Here is a 15565-nt window from a genome sequence, read left to right as displayed (position 1 = left end):
CTTTGACACCAGTGTCGAAGGTCCGTCCCTTTTTTTGTCTATTCCATCAAACTTAAGTCGTATGAGTAATTACTAAATTCGACCTTTAATACCATATTTATACAAAAAAGTATTCGTTGATTTTCATCAGATCGCGACAATTTACCCATCCGTTCATTCGTGGAATTTCATACTATTTATCTAAAAAACTATTATTTCGTAATACTAAATAACTAATATATTCTGAAAATATTTACTTTTCAGAATAATGGAGTATATTTTAATTAGTGTAAAAATTTAGTACAGAAAAAAGAGGGGGAATACTGTTTGAAATCACGTAAAGTATTAACAATGGCCATGGCTGCGGCATTAAGTGTAGGGGCATTTGCTGTACCTGCATCAGCTGCAACCACAGTGCCTGAAAATGTGTTAGCAAAGCCAACGGTGAAACACGAACATAAGCATGGAGGGCCTTTCGATTTAGGCATTGCGAATGACGAACGCCTGATTGAAATGTTGAAAAAAGACGGAAAAATCAAACAAAATGCGACACCTGCTGAGGCTGAAAAAGCACTGCAGAAGTTCTTGAAAGCGAAAGCGGATTCTGCGGAAAAAGAAGCAGGAGAATTACATGAAAATGAAGCTTCTGAAAAAGTGAAGCTTCAAGAACAAATGAAAAACAATGATTTGACGAATGGAAAAGGAAATAAATTGGGACAAGCCAAAAAGAATTCACCGGAGTCTGTGAAAGAAGAAGCGTATGACGGTGAAATGCGTACGGATAAGGTATTGGTACTTTTAGTTGATTATCCGGACAGAAAGCATAATAAAATGAAACCTGAAGAAACGGATATGTATTACGAAGGTGAAGATGCTTATTCACGTGAGCACTATCAGGATATGTTGTTTGGTACAGGTGGATGGACAGGCCCAGACGGTAAAAACTATGTTTCCATGAAGCAATATTATGAACAGCAGTCGGGTGGAAGCTATTCTGTTGAAGGTGAAGTTGCCGGTTGGTATACAGCAAGTAAGCCTGCCGCTGAGTATGGTGGCAACTATCCTACTGAAGACGGTAGCGATGTCAATGCACGCGGCCTTGTAAAAGAAGCCTTAGCAAAAGCTGCGGCAGATCCAACCGTAAACATTGCTGATTATGACCAATGGGATCGTTACGACCTTGACGGAGATGGTAATTACCTTGAGGCAGACGGTCTGGTTGACCACTTAATGGTGATTCACTCTGGTGTGGGTGAAGAAGCTGGTGGAGGAGATTTAGGATCTGACGCCATTTGGTCTCATCGCTGGAATCTTGGCGGGGTTCATGCTCTTCCAGGAACTGAAGCAACTGTTCCTTATTGGGGCGGGGCAATGGCTGCTTATGACTACACAATCGAACCTGAAGACGGTGCTGTCGGAGTCATGGCCCATGAATTCGGTCATGATTTAGGTCTTCCGGATGAATACGATACTCAGTACACTGGTGCAGGAGAACCGGTCAGCTACTGGTCCATCATGTCAAGCGGAAGTTGGGCCGGGGATATTCCTGGGACTCAGCCTACCGGATTCAGTCCTTACATGAAGGAAATGCTTCAAGGATCAGCAGTTGTTGATAATGAAGGGACGAAAGGTAACTGGTTAACTGGATCTGAAATCAATTTAGAGGACGTTACTAATGAAGGAACAGTAGCATTACTTGACGAAGCAAACACAAAAGGAACAAACAACGACGTAGTGAAAGTTAATCTTCCACAAAAAGAAACAGTCATCAATGAGCCGGCTAGCGGTGAGTATGAGTATTTCTCTGGAAGTGCTGATGATTTGCACAATTATTTATCGACTACTGTGGATTTAACAAATGCTACATCTGCTGAGTTCAATTTTAAAGCTTGGTATGACATTGAAACGGACTGGGATTACGCTTATGTAACGGTTAACGGAGAGCCGGTAGCGAGTGACATAACTACTAATACTAACCCTCATGACTCTAATCTTGGGAATGGTATCACTGGTTCTTCTAACGGATGGATTGACGCTTCCTTTGATCTTTCGGCTTATGCTGGTCAAGAAGTTGAAGTTGCCATTGAGTATGTCACGGATGCTGCCGTTTCGAATCCTGGCTTCTACGCAGATGATCTTTCTTTAGTCGTCGATGGGGAAGAAGTAGTATTTGATGACGCTGAAGGAGAACCTCAATTCACTTTAGACGGATTCGAAAAGAACGACGGTATTAAACGCTCTGAACACTACTACCTACTGGAATGGCGCAGCCACAACGGTGTAGATGAAGGTCTTGCCAACATCCGCCGTGGTGCAAGCTTAATGCAATTCGACGAAGGTTTAGTGGTCTGGTATGTGGATAAGCAATTCAGTGAAAACTGGACTGGCATTCATCCAGGAGATGGATTTGTCGGCGTTGTGGATGCAGACCAAAGTACAAACTTCTGGAGTGACGGAGCTGTGGCTGGTACACGCTACCAAGTACATGATGCTGCGTTCAGTTTGAACAAATCAGAGAAAATGTTCCTGGACTATAGCGACATTCTTGGAATCACTCTGAAAGACAATAAAACTGCTCAAAATCCATTATTTGACGACAGTGCGGATTACAGCAACAAAGGATTGATAGACGCTGGACGTAACGTACCGAACTACGGATTGAATTTCCGTGTAACAGGAGAAAGTGCTGACGGTACAGTCGGTAAAGTGTTGATCTACAAAAAATAAGTAAGTAAAGGGTGACTGCCTTCCCGGCAGTCACCCTTTAAGCATGTTAGTGGACATTTTTTACTATGGAATTGATAATAATACTCACATCAATAAAAGGAGATGTCCATTTTGACTATCAAGCTAAGTATTTTAGATCAGTCACCCATTTCAGAAGGAATGAGCCCTCAAGAGGCTTTACATCATACAGTACAATTAGCTCAGCATGCCGAAAAGTTGGGATTTGAACGTTTCTGGGTATCAGAGCATCATGATTCAACGGGTCTTGCCGGATCTTCACCGGAGGTCTTGATCGCTCACCTTGCACAGAATACATCAAAAATCCGTGTCGGTTCCGGAGGGGTCATGCTTCCTCATTACTCTTCATACAAGGTAGCGGAAAACTTCCGATTGCTTGAAGGGTTGAATCCGAATCGGATTGACTTAGGCCTCGGAAGGGCACCTGGCGGAATGCCGATGGCAACGATGGCCCTGCACGACGGGAAGCCGAGGGACGTCAATCGTTATCCGGAACAAATCGATGACCTCCTTGGATATTTGACGGATTCCTTACCAGACACACATCCGTACCAAGGTTTGACGGCAGCCCCGATGATCGAAACGATGCCGGAAGTATGGATGCTCGGTTCAAGTCCATCCAGTGCGATGCTGGCGGCACAAAAAGGATTACCGTATACCTTTGCACAATTTATTAATGGGGAGGGCGGTCCCCAATATACGCAGGCTTACAAAAATAACTTCGTTCCTTCCAAGTATCTGAAGGAGCCCAAAAACATCGTAGCCGTGTTTGCCGTCTGTGCTGAAACGGATGAAGAAGCAGAAAGAGTCGCATCCAGCATCGACTTAGCGATCCTCATGATCGAACAAGGTATGCGTTCAAACGGGACACCAAGCCCTGAAAAAGCGGCAGCTTATCAGTACACGCCTTTTGAAGAAATGAGAGTCCGTGAAAATCGCAAACGCATGGTCGTCGGAAATCCTAAAAAAGTGAAAGAACAACTACTTTCACTGAGTGAACAGTACCAAACTGAAGAAATCATGCTCGTCAGCATCACATACGACTTCCAGGACAAACTTAAATCATTTGAATTAATCGCAAACGAACTGTTATAAAGAATAGGGACGGACCTCAAAAAGGTCCGTCCCTATTTTACTATTTTCATCTCTTCTCCAACGCCACAATGAATGGAGGATTATTCAGCTGATTTATGAATTGGTATCTAAGGACATGAACATAGTTTTGATCCAGTCTTTCAACGTAGCGAAGGAGGTAATCCCTCTCTACGGCACCCTCAGGATGTCCGTGATAAATGACAAGGACGAGAATCCCTTCAGGTGCCATCATTTCCAGGATCTGATTCAATGCGAGTATCGTGGTTTTCGGACGTGTAACGATCTCCTTGTCACCGCCCGGTAAGTATCCAAGATTAAATACTGCCCCTGTCACTTTCCCATGATGCAATGGAGGAATGACGTTCATAACAGTCTCGTGACCTTGGTGAAAGAGTGTCACCCGGTGAGCAAGATCATGGGTGATGAGCTGTTCCTTCGTGTTTTCGATGGCTTCCTCTTGAATATCAAAACCGTATACCCGTCCGTTTTCTCCGACTAACCGGGCCAGGAATAAGGTGTCATGTCCGTTCCCCAGTGTAGCGTCTATAGTAATGTCTCCCGGTTTGACAGCCCGTTCCAGAAGCTCTCTTGCAAAAGGTAAGATTCGATCTAATTTCATGTTTTCACATCCACTTTATAAAATTTTCCCTGCCAGCTGTCCCGGCGTTTTAGTTCATCGTCAATCGCGTTCAATACATTCCATTTATTCACGCTCCACATCGGTCCGATCATCAGGTCGATAGGTCCGTCCCCGGTAATGCGGTGAACGATCATCTCCGGTGGAATGACTTCCAGCTGATCGCAAACCAATTTCACGTAATGATCAAAATCCATGAAGTCGAGCAGACCTTTTTCATATTGCTTGACCATGGGAGTTCCTTTCAGTAAATGCAAGAGGTGGATTTTAATTCCCTGGACGTCAAGTTTGGCCACTTCACGTGCTGTTTCCATCATCATTTCTTCATTTTCTTGAGGCAGTCCGTTAATAATATGGGAACACACCCGTATACCGTGCTTTCTTAATTTATTGACGCCTTCGACATAGCATTGATAATCGTGGGCCCGATTGATCAATCCGGCCGTTTTTTCATGAACGGTCTGAAGTCCCAGTTCTACCCATAAATAGGTTCTTTCGTTCAATTCAGCTAAGTAGTCGACTACATCGTCAGGAAGACAATCCGGACGGGTAGCGATGGAAATACCAACAACGCCCTCTTGTCCGAGAACTGATTCATATTTCTCTCTCAGCACATCGACAGGTGCGTGAGTGTTCGTGAATGCTTGGAAATACGCCATGTACTTCCCATCTTTCCACTTTTTGTGCATTCTTTCCTTAATATCATTGAATTGTTTTTCTAAAGAGTCGACCCTGCTTCCGGCAAAATCACCAGAGCCTGCAGCACTGCAAAATGTGCATCCTCCATGGGCGACGGTGCCATCCCGGTTCGGGCAATCGAAGCCTCCGTCCAGGGCAACCTTAAAGACCTTGTGTCCAAAATGGTTTCGCAAATGATAGTTCCACGTATGATATCGTTTGGTATCTGTGGCATATGGAAATGGGTTTGTCCCGATGACAAACACCTCCTAGTTTTCAATGTGTGTAGCAGTATGTATGACGCTCAAAAAGATTTTAACATGAACACCGGGTCAAATGTATCCTGCATAAAGAAATAGGCGAAGATTACCACTTCTGAAACGGGCAATCAGGTTCAAACTAAGGTGGAGGAGAGTATGGATAGGACCTTCCTCTTCTTTATTCCAAACGTCAAGGAGGTAGTCGGAATGGCCACAAGAAATTCGATCGATGAATGCATTCAAAAGTGTGAAGATGCCATTCGTTACGCTCAAGAACAATATAAATCAGGGTCACAGCAGGAGCATTATCATGATGTAGAATATACTCAAGCCATGCAACAGCTTGAAGCAGCGGTGAATGATGTAGCTCATTTAGCCAATAGTGCGAACTCTCAACAGCGTGAACAATTGCATCGCATGAGACTTCAGCTTCAAAACATGCAAAATGAAATGATTTTGTTAGATCACGATCCAAATGTAGTAGGAGGTAAATTACATTGACCACACGTTCTGACAAAAAAAACCCTGAACAAAAAACCAGGAGTGACTTCCGCAATCTTGATACAGAATTCGGGGCTGAAAACAATCCTGTTAAAGCTGCGAAAAAGCGCTACGAAAAAAAGGGACAGCCTGTCAAGTCCGATCATCATAACGGAAAATGATTGTCTAAAGCTAGGTGCTATTAATGGTGGCACCTAGTTTTTTTAATTTGAAAAAAGGACATCCATTTTAAGAAATAATTCTTGCCCCCTTCCACAAAAAAGAGTAAAATCCTTTTGGGACTCGAAATAAAATGGTGGAAAGGGGGCAGAATCATGCCCAAATCATTATGGCTGCTTGTCATTGGAATGATGGTGAATGTGACAGGTGCCTCTTTTTTATGGCCTCTTAATACAATTTATTTACATGAGAATTTAGGGAAATCACTGTCTGTAGCGGGAATTGTGCTGATGATCAATGCCGGTGCGAGTGTCATTGGAAATCTGATCGGAGGAACACTCTTTGATAAGTTTGGTGGATACCGTTCCATTCTATTGGGAATCTCCATTACCTTAACTGCTTTGGTAGGGATGAATATTTGGCATGGCTGGCCGCACTATGTTGTCTTCTTGACGATTGTCGGATTTGGCTCTGGAATCGTATTTCCTTCCATGTATGCCATGGCAGGTTCGGTTTGGCCGGAAGGTGGACGGAAAGCATTCAATTCTGTCTATGTGGCGCAAAATATTGGAGTTGCCGTTGGAGCCGCATTAGGTGGGTTCGTCGCCTCATTTTCCTTTAACTATATATTCTTAGCGAATCTTAGTATGTATATCGTCTTTTTCTTCATTGCCTTATTTGGTTATCGAAACATTTCCGTTAACGGTCATCAAACATCTGTGTTGAATGAGTCTAAGATGATAAGGGATAAATCGAAGCTGAAGGCCCTGCTCTTCATTTGTGCGGCCTATTTATTATGCTGGGTGGGCTATGTTCAATGGCAATCCACCATTGCGACGTACACTCAGGAAATCAATATTTCCTTGAAACAATATAGTTTACTGTGGACGATCAATGGAGCGTTGATTGTGCTTGCACAGCCACTATTATCAAAAGCCATCAAGCGTTTTGAACATAATTTAAAGCTTCAAATCATGATTGGGACGGTTATTTTCATGGTTTCGTTCGGCGTGGCTTCGATTGCCGATCAATTTCAATGGTTTGCGATTGCGATGGTCATTATGACGATTGGTGAAATGCTCGTATGGCCGGCTGTTCCTACGATAGCCAACTCACTTGCTCCAAAAGGGAGAGAAGGGTTCTATCAGGGAATCGTGAATAGTACAGCAACAGGAGGGAGAATGATCGGGCCGTTTATGGGAGGAGTATTAGTGGACCTATTCAGCATGCAGGTGCTGTTTATGACGTTAATCGTTTTCTTCATGGTCTCATTAGTGATTACGAGTCAATATGACCGTCCATTGAAAAAGAAAAGCGCTGTGTCCGTATCAGTTCAACAATAAAGAAAACCCCAATGAGAAATCATTGGGGTTTTTTCCATATAAAAAGGGCTCCCGTTTCCTACGGAAGCCCACTTGCAAAAAATTGAGGCGAGAGATCAGCAAACGCCACATCGTTTGTTGTCACAAGGACGTGATCCCCGACTTACACAATTCAGCTCATCGCTATAATAGAATAGCATAGGACTTATAAGAAAACAAGACTATTTCAACAAAATAATCTAATCACTTAGATTATAGGAAGTTTCAAAATTATTTATAGTCGTTTCTAAGAAGTATTACAATAAAGGAATAGGAATGGAAAAAATCGAATAATAACGTAATCAACTGGATGCAGAACGTTAGCTTAATCCAATTTCTTGAGCCAATATTTTATGAGTGGACCGGTTTCTCCAAACACAGGGTCCAACGTCGGACGCAGAACACTCTTAATTTCAATCAATACACTGGGCCGTTCACGTAATGAGCCTTTTTTCAAATTATAATCGTCACCGTTCGGATAGGCTCCTGCGACTTTAAAGTCGGGACTTGCGGATAATTTCTTATGTCCGGTTCCGGCTGGGAGGACGATCACATCACCTTTATGGACCGTCACTTCTTCGCCCATTTCACCGCCTAATTGAACCGTTGCCTCACCTTCCATGACCCCCAATACTTCATGTGCATTACTATGGTAATGGTGGTAATCATATATGCCATTTGTCCAACTATTGAGCCATTGATTCCGGTTGAAGAGCTCTTCGGCGCCATTAGGATGATCAAGTGCATTCCGGTATATGAGTACGGGCAGGTCCGGGTTATTCGGGATGATTCCATCGTCTTCGAAATAAAATATTTTCAGTTCTGCGATTTTCATCCTTTCATTCCTCCATTCATTGTTAAGAAGTTTCCCTAATACCGTATAGATTAAACCGAATCTCTACTGGAAATTGAAATGATTGGAAAACGGATTCAATTTCAAAACCATGGGGAGTGTATGTGCTACTATAGATATATATGTTCTCTTGCAAAATAGAGGAGGAAATGGAAATGGGAAGCTTATTAAAAAAGGTATCCGTCGAAATGATTGAAATCATTCTTGAGAACGCTTTCGAATGGTTGGTCGTCGTTGATGATGAAGGCACGATTATCTACATAAATGACAATTACTGTCGCTTCCTTGAAGTTGAGCGGGATAAAGCGATTGGCTCGCATGTGACAAACGTCATCGAAAATACACGAATGCATATAGTCGCTGGCACCGGCAAAGAAGAAGTGGCAGATCTTCAATATATAAAAGGAAACTATATGATCGCCAATCGAATTCCGATCCGGATTGATGGGAAGGTCATTGGAGCATTTGGGTCTGTTATCTTTCGGGACACGAGTGAATGGATGCAAATGAGTTCTCACGTGAAGAACATGATGTCGAAAATTCAAAGCTATATTCAAGACATCAATACCGGAGTGAAATACTCGCTGAATGATATCATCGGTGAATCACCTGGCATGAATGAGCTGAAAGACAAAGCCCAAATGATCGCTCCCAGTGATATCTCCATCCTCATCAGAGGGGAAAGTGGGACCGGTAAAGAGTTGTTCGCTCACAGTATCCACCAGCTCAGTGAAAGGAGCGGACAACCCTTTATTAAAGTGAACTGCGCAGCGATTCCAGAGCAACTTCTGGAATCAGAGCTATTCGGTTATGAAGAGGGTGCTTTTACAGGGGCGAAAAAAGGAGGTAAGAAAGGAAAGTTTCAGCTGGCTCATAAGGGTACACTGTTTCTTGATGAAATTGGGGACATGCCTCTCAATATGCAGGCGAAGCTTCTAAGGGTTTTACAGGAAGGGGAGGTCGAGGCAGTCGGTTCAAATCGTGTTCAACATGTGGATGTCCGTATTGTTGCCGCCACCAACCGCCCACTTGAAAAAATGATGGAAGAAAAGCGATTTCGAAGTGATCTGTATTATCGTATTAACGTCGTTCCTTTTCAAATTCCCCCTCTCCGTGAACGGAAGGAAGATATCGAGACACTGGCAGCTTTTTTCTTGGAAAAATCGACAAAATCGTCGGGAAAACGGATTCAAGGCTTCGAAAACGAAGTGATGCAGATATTTCTTTCCTATAGCTGGCCGGGGAATCTGCGTGAATTAGAAAATGTCATTAACGCATCCACCTATTTGTCTAATGGAAGCAAGGTTTCCCTTCAGTCCCTACCTTCTTATATGAAGGCAGGAAACTTATATGATGTAGGATCCAAATCGTTAAAAGAAATCCTTGAAGAAACGGAGAAATCCGTGTTGGCACAAAGCCTGCAAACCCATCAGCACGATAAACGAAAGGTTGCAGAGTCTTTGGGGATAAGCAAATCAAGCATGTATGAAAAATTAAATAAATATCAGCTTCTATGATGTGGTTGTGCCGGATGTCCGGAAATATGGAAAGTAGTCCATGTTTCCGGACTCTTTTATTTTTAGTGTAAAAGTGTACATTTTGTGACTTAATAAATGAATTTGTCCAGAATCTCGGAATCCAAATACTATTTAAGTGTGGAAATAAATGAGTTTTAAGTAATCTGAAAGTTGGCACAATTATTGCAAAGATTATGTTTGAAAGTATTTTATGGAAGGGAGAGTAGGGGTTTAAATAAAAATGTAAACGATTTCATTTACTAGTAAACATCTTTAGAGAACAAAGGGGGAAATATCATGTTAAGCATGATCGGTCTTATTGGAGGACTCATTTTATTAATCTTTTTAACGATGAGGGGCATGAACATATTGATTGTTGGTCCTATATCGGCATTGTTCGTTGCGGTGTTAAGCGGCATGCCGCTCTTTCCACAATTGGCGGCTGAAGGGGAAGCGAATCTGGTAAGCAATTATATGTCAGGATTCACTAGCTTTGTCGCCGCCTGGTATCTAATGTTCCTGTTGGGTGCCGTGTTCGGAAAAGTGATGGAAGATAGCGGTGCAGCGGATAGTGTCTCCCGTTTCGTTGTAGAGAAAATGGGGATGAAATACGCAGTACTGGCCATTGTTGCAGCCTGTGCCGTTTTAACATATGGCGGCGTCAGTCTCTTCGTTGTAGCATTTTCTGTTTATCCAATGGCGGTTAGTTTATTTAAACAAGCCGACCTGCCGCGCCGTTTCATTCCTGCTGCCTTAGCATTCGGTTCGGTCACGTTCACGATGACCTCTGCCGGTTCACCGGAAATCCAAAACTGGATTCCTATTGAATATCTGGGGACGACACCTTATGCAGGCTGGGAAGTCAGCTTGATCGTCGCCGTGTTTATGGCAGTGTTTGGCTATTGGTGGTTGAAGCGTATGATCACAAAAGCGGTCAATAAGGGAGAGAAGTTCCATTCACGCGAAGAAGATCCTGTCATTGATGAAGGAAGACCTTTACCTAACCCGTTCATGGGATTGATTCCATTATTAGTCGTCCTTATTCTGGCTTTTTCATTCCACGATTCATTAAAACAATCCGCCCTTATCATTGCCTTATTAGGTGGTGTGATTTCGGCTTATGTGTTAAATCGCAAATATTTCAAAGGCTTCTGGGGTGCTGTTTCCGAGGGTACAGTAGGTGCATTGATCGCCATCGGAAATACCGCCGCCGTTGTTGGATTCGGAGGAGTGGCCAAAGCCGTTCCAGCCTTCAGTACAGCGGTTGATGTCATGACGAGTATTCCTGGATCTCCATTGATCGGTGGAGCAATCGCCGTCAGTGTGATAGCAGGGATGACTGGTTCGGCATCCGGTGGTCAAGCGATCGCATTGCCGATCCTCGCACCTCATTATGTTGATATGGGCGTGAACCCTGAAGCCCTTCACCGGGTAGTGGCGATATCTTCAGGAGCACTGGATTCATTGCCGCATAATGGATATGTCGTTACGACGATCCGCTCGATCTGTAATGAATCACATGGAGAAGCTTATGGCGCGGTTGGTGCCGTTACGGTCATTGTCCCACTTATCGGTTTAGCTATAGCGATTCTTTTATTCTCATTTGGCCTAGGGATCTAAGGAAGGAGTATCATCATGGTTGAAAATAAAGTTGTATTCATAACAGGGGCAGCGCAGGGAATCGGCTTCGAAATTGGAAAAGAATTCGCTGCTAATGGAGCAAAAGTCGTACTAACGGATTTACAGGAAGATGCCGTTCAGGGAGCTTCAGAGGCCCTTAAGGCAGATGGATATGAAGTTCTTGGATTGCGCTGTGACGTGACATCGGAATCCGAATTGAAAGAAGCGATCACTAAAACGGTGGATCACTACGGGAAGCTCGATGTATTGATCAATAATGCGGGACTTCAACATGTATCCCATATTGAAGAGTTCCCGACTGAAAAATTTGAACTTCTCATAAAAGTCATGCTGACCGCTCCATTTGTCGCGATCAAGCATGCCCTGCCTCATATGAAGGAGCAGGGGACCGGACGGATCATCAACATGGCATCCATCAATGGATTGGTCGGTTTCTCCGGCAAAGCAGCCTATAATTCTGCCAAACACGGAGTCATCGGCCTGACGAAGGTAGCGGCATTGGAAGCGGCACAACATGGAATCACCGTCAATGCGGTTTGTCCCGGATACGTGGACACTCCGCTTGTCCGCAATCAGCTGGGGGACCTTGCCAAAACACGCAATATACCGTTAGAAAGAGTGATAGAAGAAGTCATCTATCCTCTCGTACCACAGAGAAGATTACTCGATGTCAAAGAAATTGCAGACTATACCATGTTCCTGTGCAGTGACGCTGCCAAGGGAATCACCGGGCAGGCAGTCGTCCTGGATGGTGGGTATACGGTCCAATAGCTTGATGGAGGAGAAACGACCTTTTTGGAGGTCGTTTTTTTTAGGTGAGGTTGATGTGACGGTGCTATATGGTGAGGATAGATTTGGAAAAAAACGTTAATCGGCTGGATTATTGATGGGAACGGCCGGATTATCTTCGGTTTCGGCCGGATTTTTCGTCAAAACGGCTGGATTCTTCGTCAAAACGACATGATTTTTCTGAAAACGGTCGGGTTCTTCGTCAAGACTCCTGGATTTCTCTCGAAAACGGCCCGGGATCTTCGTCAAAAAGGGCGGAGTCTTCCGAAACGACTTGATCCTTCATGAAAACGACCTGGATTTATGATTGAAACAGCTCGATTTTCATCAAAGAGGACAAAACTTCTCCAAAAGCGTCACCTGTAATCCCAAACCATTCAATAAAATGACAAGAATCTCATCCATAAATCAATAATAGGCTTGCGCTTCAGTATATTTTTCCCTAAAATAGTGAATACATATAATGTTTTCTTATATTGAAACGTTGATCAGGAGTAGTAATGAAGGTTTTCTGTTTTAGAGAGTTGACGGGTGGTGAAAGTCAACCAGAAGCATCATGAACTCGCCTGCTGAGTTGCAAGTGTGAACCATAGTAAGACTTGCCGTTTTCCGCGTTAAGGATGAATGAAGCTGAGTGCGCGTACACTAATGTGGGTGGTACCGCGGGAGAATGTTAATACAAACTCTCGTCCCAAATATTTATTTGGGATGAGGGTTTTTTTATTTTATAAAAAAGAAAGGGACTTTACGACCTTTCGAATGACAATTAAAGGAGGATCTCAATATGAGTTTTAATCATAAAAGTGTTGAGACGAAATGGCAGCAGTATTGGGAAGAGAACAAAACGTTCAAGGCGACTGAAGACGAAGGGAAATCCAATTTCTACGCACTGGATATGTTCCCGTATCCATCAGGTGCAGGCCTTCATGTAGGACATCCGGAAGGGTTTACGGCAACGGATATCCTTTCCCGCATGAAGCGTATGCAAGGATACAATGTCCTTCATCCGATGGGGTGGGATGCATTCGGTTTACCTGCAGAGCAATATGCCCTTGATACTGGGAATGATCCGGCAGAATTCACTCAAAAAAATATCGATACGTTCCGTCGTCAAATCAAGTCACTAGGATTTTCGTATGATTGGGACCGTGAAGTCAATACGACAGATCCCGGCTATTACAAATGGACGCAATGGATCTTCACGAAACTTTATGAAAAAGGCTTGGCTTATGTAGATGAGGTTGCCGTGAACTGGTGTCCGGCCCTTGGTACAGTACTAGCCAATGAAGAAGTCATCGATGGGAAGAGTGAACGAGGAGGTCATCCTGTAGAGCGCCGTCCGATGAAGCAGTGGATGCTGAAGATCACGGCTTATGCGGATCGTCTGGTGGAAGACCTTGAAGAGGTTGACTGGCCGGAAAGCATTAAAGACATGCAGCGAAACTGGATCGGCCGTTCTGAAGGGGCGGAAGTGAACTTTACCATCGATGGTCATGACAAATCATTCGATGTCTTCACGACTCGTCCTGATACGATTTTTGGTGCGACATATGCGGTTCTTGCTCCTGAGCATCCGTTTGTAGAAGAAATCACAACGGACGAACAACGCTCGAAAGTGAATGAATACATCGATACGATCAAATCGAAAAGTGATCTTGAACGTACCGATCTTGCAAAAGAAAAAACGGGTGTATTCACAGGCGCTTATGCGATCAACCCGGCTAACGGTGAGAAAATGCCGATTTGGATCGCAGATTACGTTCTAATGAGCTACGGTTCAGGTGCGATCATGGCCGTTCCTGCCCACGACGAACGAGATTATGAGTTTGCGAAAGAGTTCGATCTTCCAATCGTGGAAGTGGTCGCTGGCGGAAATGTTGAGAAAGAAGCTTACACAGGTGACGGAGATCATGTCAATTCCGGTTTCCTTGATGGACTGGGGAAGGAAGAAGCGATTGCGAAAGCCATTTCCTGGCTGGAAGAGAAGAACATCGGGACGAAGAAAGTCACGTACCGACTTCGTGACTGGCTATTCAGCCGTCAACGTTACTGGGGAGAGCCGATTCCTGTTATTCATTGGGAAGACGGTACGACCACGACTGTTCCTGAAAGTGAGCTTCCTCTTGTTCTTCCAAAGACGACTGAAATCAAACCGTCGGGAACAGGTGAATCGCCACTTGCGAACATCAGTGAATGGGTGAACGTTGAAGACCCTGAAACAGGCAAAAAAGGCCGTCGTGAAACGAACACCATGCCACAGTGGGCGGGAAGCTGCTGGTACTATATCCGTTATATCGATCCACATAACGAAGAAGCTCTTGCCGATGCGAAGAAAATGCAAGAGTGGCTGCCTGTGGATACGTATATCGGAGGAGCCGAGCATGCGGTGCTACACTTGCTGTATGCCCGTTTCTGGCATAAGTTCCTTTATGATATCGGCGTAGTTCCGACGAAAGAGCCATTCCAAAAACTATTCAACCAGGGAATGATCCTGGGTGAAAACAATGAAAAAATGAGTAAATCAAAAGGGAATGTTGTCAATCCGGATGAGGTTGTAGAATCTCACGGTGCAGATACCCTTCGTCTTTACGAAATGTTCATGGGACCACTGGAAGCTTCCATTGCGTGGAGCACGAACGGCCTGGACGGCGCACGTCGCTTCCTTGACCGTGTATGGCGCCTGCTTGTTGAAGAGGATGGTTCAATTTCCTCTAAAGTGACGGATGCACCGAACAGTGCTCTGGACAAAACGTATAACCAAACTGTTAAAAAAGTGACGGAAGATTACGAAGGCCTTCGTTTCAATACAGGAATTTCCCAGCTGATGGTGTTCATCAATGATGCATACAAGGCTGATACACTTCCTAAGAACTATGTAGAAGGATTCATCAAGCTTCTTTCTCCGATCGCTCCGCATATGACGGAAGAACTTTGGAGCAAGCTTGGTCACGAAGGAACGATTTCCTACGAGGCATGGCCGACTTTCGATGAATCGAAGCTTGTGGACAACGAAGTCGAAATCGTCCTTCAAGTGAACGGAAAAGTGAAAGCAAAAGTCATGATCCCTCGTGATATGAACAAAGAAGATCTTGAAAAAACAGCCATGGAAAACGATGAAATCAAAAGCCAAATCGAAGGCAAAACCATCCGCAAAGTCATCGCCGTACCTGGCAAACTAGTCAACATCGTAGCCAACTAATATTTGAGTATATTTCAATATATTTGAGGGACGGACCTTGAACAGAATCTGATTGTTAGGAAATGCTATCAATTGGGGATTCTGTATTTCACCAAGGTCCGTCCCTCTATTCACTGTTTTCGATCTGATATTTTTGTTTGGGAGACGGGCT

At 44.0% G+C, this 15565-nt stretch carries 13 protein-coding genes and 1 other annotated feature; of the genes, 9 read left to right on the top strand and 4 right to left on the bottom strand.

Features of this window, described 5'->3' with window-relative positions; translation table 11 throughout:
• The first annotated feature begins 336 nt into the window (after nucleotides 1–336).
• Both ACCB35_RS17480 and ACCB35_RS17475 read left to right on the top strand, forming a co-directional pair.
• Nucleotides 337–2706 (top strand): immune inhibitor A domain-containing protein, encoded by a 2370-nt coding sequence (locus tag ACCB35_RS17480; protein ID WP_374057061.1) that lies wholly within the window; start codon nucleotides 337–339, stop codon nucleotides 2704–2706.
• Between the two features lie 111 nt (nucleotides 2707–2817).
• The gene (locus ACCB35_RS17475) at nucleotides 2818–3819 is read left to right on the top strand and encodes an LLM class flavin-dependent oxidoreductase (RefSeq protein ID WP_374054675.1); all 1002 of its coding nucleotides are present in this window, start codon (nucleotides 2818–2820) and stop codon (nucleotides 3817–3819) included.
• Between the two features lie 46 nt (nucleotides 3820–3865).
• Here the strand turns inward: ACCB35_RS17475 and ACCB35_RS17470 are convergent, their stop codons facing one another.
• Nucleotides 3866–4438 carry a class I SAM-dependent methyltransferase gene (locus ACCB35_RS17470; protein ID WP_044340323.1) on the bottom strand — a complete coding sequence of 191 codons (573 nt, stop codon included), beginning with the start codon at nucleotides 4436–4438 and terminating at the stop codon, nucleotides 3866–3868.
• Nucleotides 4435–5400: a TIGR01212 family radical SAM protein gene (locus ACCB35_RS17465; RefSeq protein WP_374054674.1), complete on the bottom strand. Its 966-nt coding sequence runs from the start codon at nucleotides 5398–5400 to the stop codon at nucleotides 4435–4437. Before ACCB35_RS17465 ends, ACCB35_RS17470 begins: the two co-directional genes overlap by 4 nt.
• Nucleotides 5401–5601: 201 nt before the next feature.
• Between ACCB35_RS17465 and ACCB35_RS17460 the strand changes: the two genes are divergently transcribed.
• The 3 genes from ACCB35_RS17460 to ACCB35_RS17450 all read left to right on the top strand — a co-directional run bounded on the left by ACCB35_RS17460 (nucleotide 5602) and on the right by ACCB35_RS17450 (nucleotide 7397).
• Nucleotides 5602–5895, top strand: coding sequence for a YtzC family protein (locus tag ACCB35_RS17460; protein WP_044340369.1), 294 nt, complete (start codon nucleotides 5602–5604; stop codon nucleotides 5893–5895).
• Nucleotides 5892–6056, top strand: a complete 165-nt coding sequence (locus ACCB35_RS17455; protein WP_044340322.1) for a hypothetical protein — start codon at nucleotides 5892–5894, stop codon at nucleotides 6054–6056. The genes ACCB35_RS17460 and ACCB35_RS17455 overlap by 4 nt, the downstream gene beginning before the upstream one ends.
• 153 nt (nucleotides 6057–6209) lie before the next feature.
• Complete coding sequence (locus tag ACCB35_RS17450; protein ID WP_374054673.1) at nucleotides 6210–7397, top strand: MDR family MFS transporter; 1188 nt, start codon at nucleotides 6210–6212, stop codon at nucleotides 7395–7397.
• A 343-nt stretch (nucleotides 7398–7740) separates the two neighbouring features.
• Here ACCB35_RS17450 and ACCB35_RS17445 read toward each other — a convergent pair whose 3' ends face one another.
• Nucleotides 7741–8250: a cupin domain-containing protein gene (locus ACCB35_RS17445; RefSeq protein WP_044340320.1), complete on the bottom strand. Its 510-nt coding sequence runs from the start codon at nucleotides 8248–8250 to the stop codon at nucleotides 7741–7743.
• Between the two features lie 173 nt (nucleotides 8251–8423).
• Between ACCB35_RS17445 and ACCB35_RS17440 the strand changes: the two genes are divergently transcribed.
• The 3 genes from ACCB35_RS17440 to ACCB35_RS17430 all read left to right on the top strand — a co-directional run bounded on the left by ACCB35_RS17440 (nucleotide 8424) and on the right by ACCB35_RS17430 (nucleotide 12197).
• Nucleotides 8424–9785, top strand: a complete 1362-nt coding sequence (locus ACCB35_RS17440; protein ID WP_374054672.1) for a sigma-54 interaction domain-containing protein — start codon at nucleotides 8424–8426, stop codon at nucleotides 9783–9785.
• Between the two features lie 297 nt (nucleotides 9786–10082).
• Complete coding sequence (locus ACCB35_RS17435) at nucleotides 10083–11405, top strand: GntP family permease (RefSeq protein WP_374054671.1); 1323 nt, start codon at nucleotides 10083–10085, stop codon at nucleotides 11403–11405.
• A 15-nt stretch (nucleotides 11406–11420) separates the two neighbouring features.
• Entirely contained in the window at nucleotides 11421–12197 is a 777-nt protein-coding gene (locus ACCB35_RS17430; RefSeq protein WP_374054670.1) for a 3-hydroxybutyrate dehydrogenase, read from the top strand.
• Nucleotides 12198–12293: 96 nt separating this feature from the next.
• Here ACCB35_RS17430 and ACCB35_RS17425 read toward each other — a convergent pair whose 3' ends face one another.
• A complete protein-coding gene (locus ACCB35_RS17425; RefSeq protein WP_374054669.1) occupies nucleotides 12294–12464 on the bottom strand; it encodes a hypothetical protein in 171 nt (56 codons plus the stop codon).
• Between the two features lie 226 nt (nucleotides 12465–12690).
• Nucleotides 12691–12912: a binding site (T-box leader), on the top strand.
• Between the two features lie 87 nt (nucleotides 12913–12999).
• Here ACCB35_RS17425 and leuS point away from each other — a divergent pair.
• Nucleotides 13000–15414, top strand: coding sequence for a leucine--tRNA ligase (gene leuS, locus ACCB35_RS17420; protein ID WP_374054668.1), 2415 nt, complete (start codon nucleotides 13000–13002; stop codon nucleotides 15412–15414).
• Nucleotides 15415–15565 lie beyond the last annotated feature (151 nt).

The organism is Rossellomorea sp. FM04394, assembly GCF_041889765.1.
Classification (GTDB): domain Bacteria; phylum Bacillota; class Bacilli; order Bacillales; family Bacillaceae_B; genus Rossellomorea; species Rossellomorea aquimaris_B.
The sequence above is the reverse complement of the archived record's forward strand: the minus strand, read 5'-3'. Positions and strand labels throughout refer to the sequence as shown.

Excerpts from the sequence above, each read along its gene's own strand:
- ACCB35_RS17480 (WP_374057061.1), top strand. The coding sequence starts at position 337 with ATGGCTGCGGCATTAAGTGTAGGGGCATTTGCTGTACCTGCATCAGCT.
- ACCB35_RS17470 (WP_044340323.1), bottom strand. The coding sequence starts at position 4,438 with ATGAAATTAGATCGAATCTTACCTTTTGCAAGAGAGCTTCTGGAACGG.
- ACCB35_RS17460 (WP_044340369.1), top strand. The coding sequence starts at position 5,602 with ATGGCCACAAGAAATTCGATCGATGAATGCATTCAAAAGTGTGAAGAT.
- ACCB35_RS17450 (WP_374054673.1), top strand. The coding sequence starts at position 6,210 with ATGCCCAAATCATTATGGCTGCTTGTCATTGGAATGATGGTGAATGTG.
- ACCB35_RS17445 (WP_044340320.1), bottom strand. The coding sequence starts at position 8,250 with ATGAAAATCGCAGAACTGAAAATATTTTATTTCGAAGACGATGGAATC.
- ACCB35_RS17440 (WP_374054672.1), top strand. The coding sequence starts at position 8,424 with ATGGGAAGCTTATTAAAAAAGGTATCCGTCGAAATGATTGAAATCATT.
- ACCB35_RS17435 (WP_374054671.1), top strand. The coding sequence starts at position 10,083 with ATGTTAAGCATGATCGGTCTTATTGGAGGACTCATTTTATTAATCTTT.
- ACCB35_RS17430 (WP_374054670.1), top strand. The coding sequence starts at position 11,421 with ATGGTTGAAAATAAAGTTGTATTCATAACAGGGGCAGCGCAGGGAATC.
- leuS (WP_374054668.1), top strand. The coding sequence starts at position 13,000 with ATGAGTTTTAATCATAAAAGTGTTGAGACGAAATGGCAGCAGTATTGG.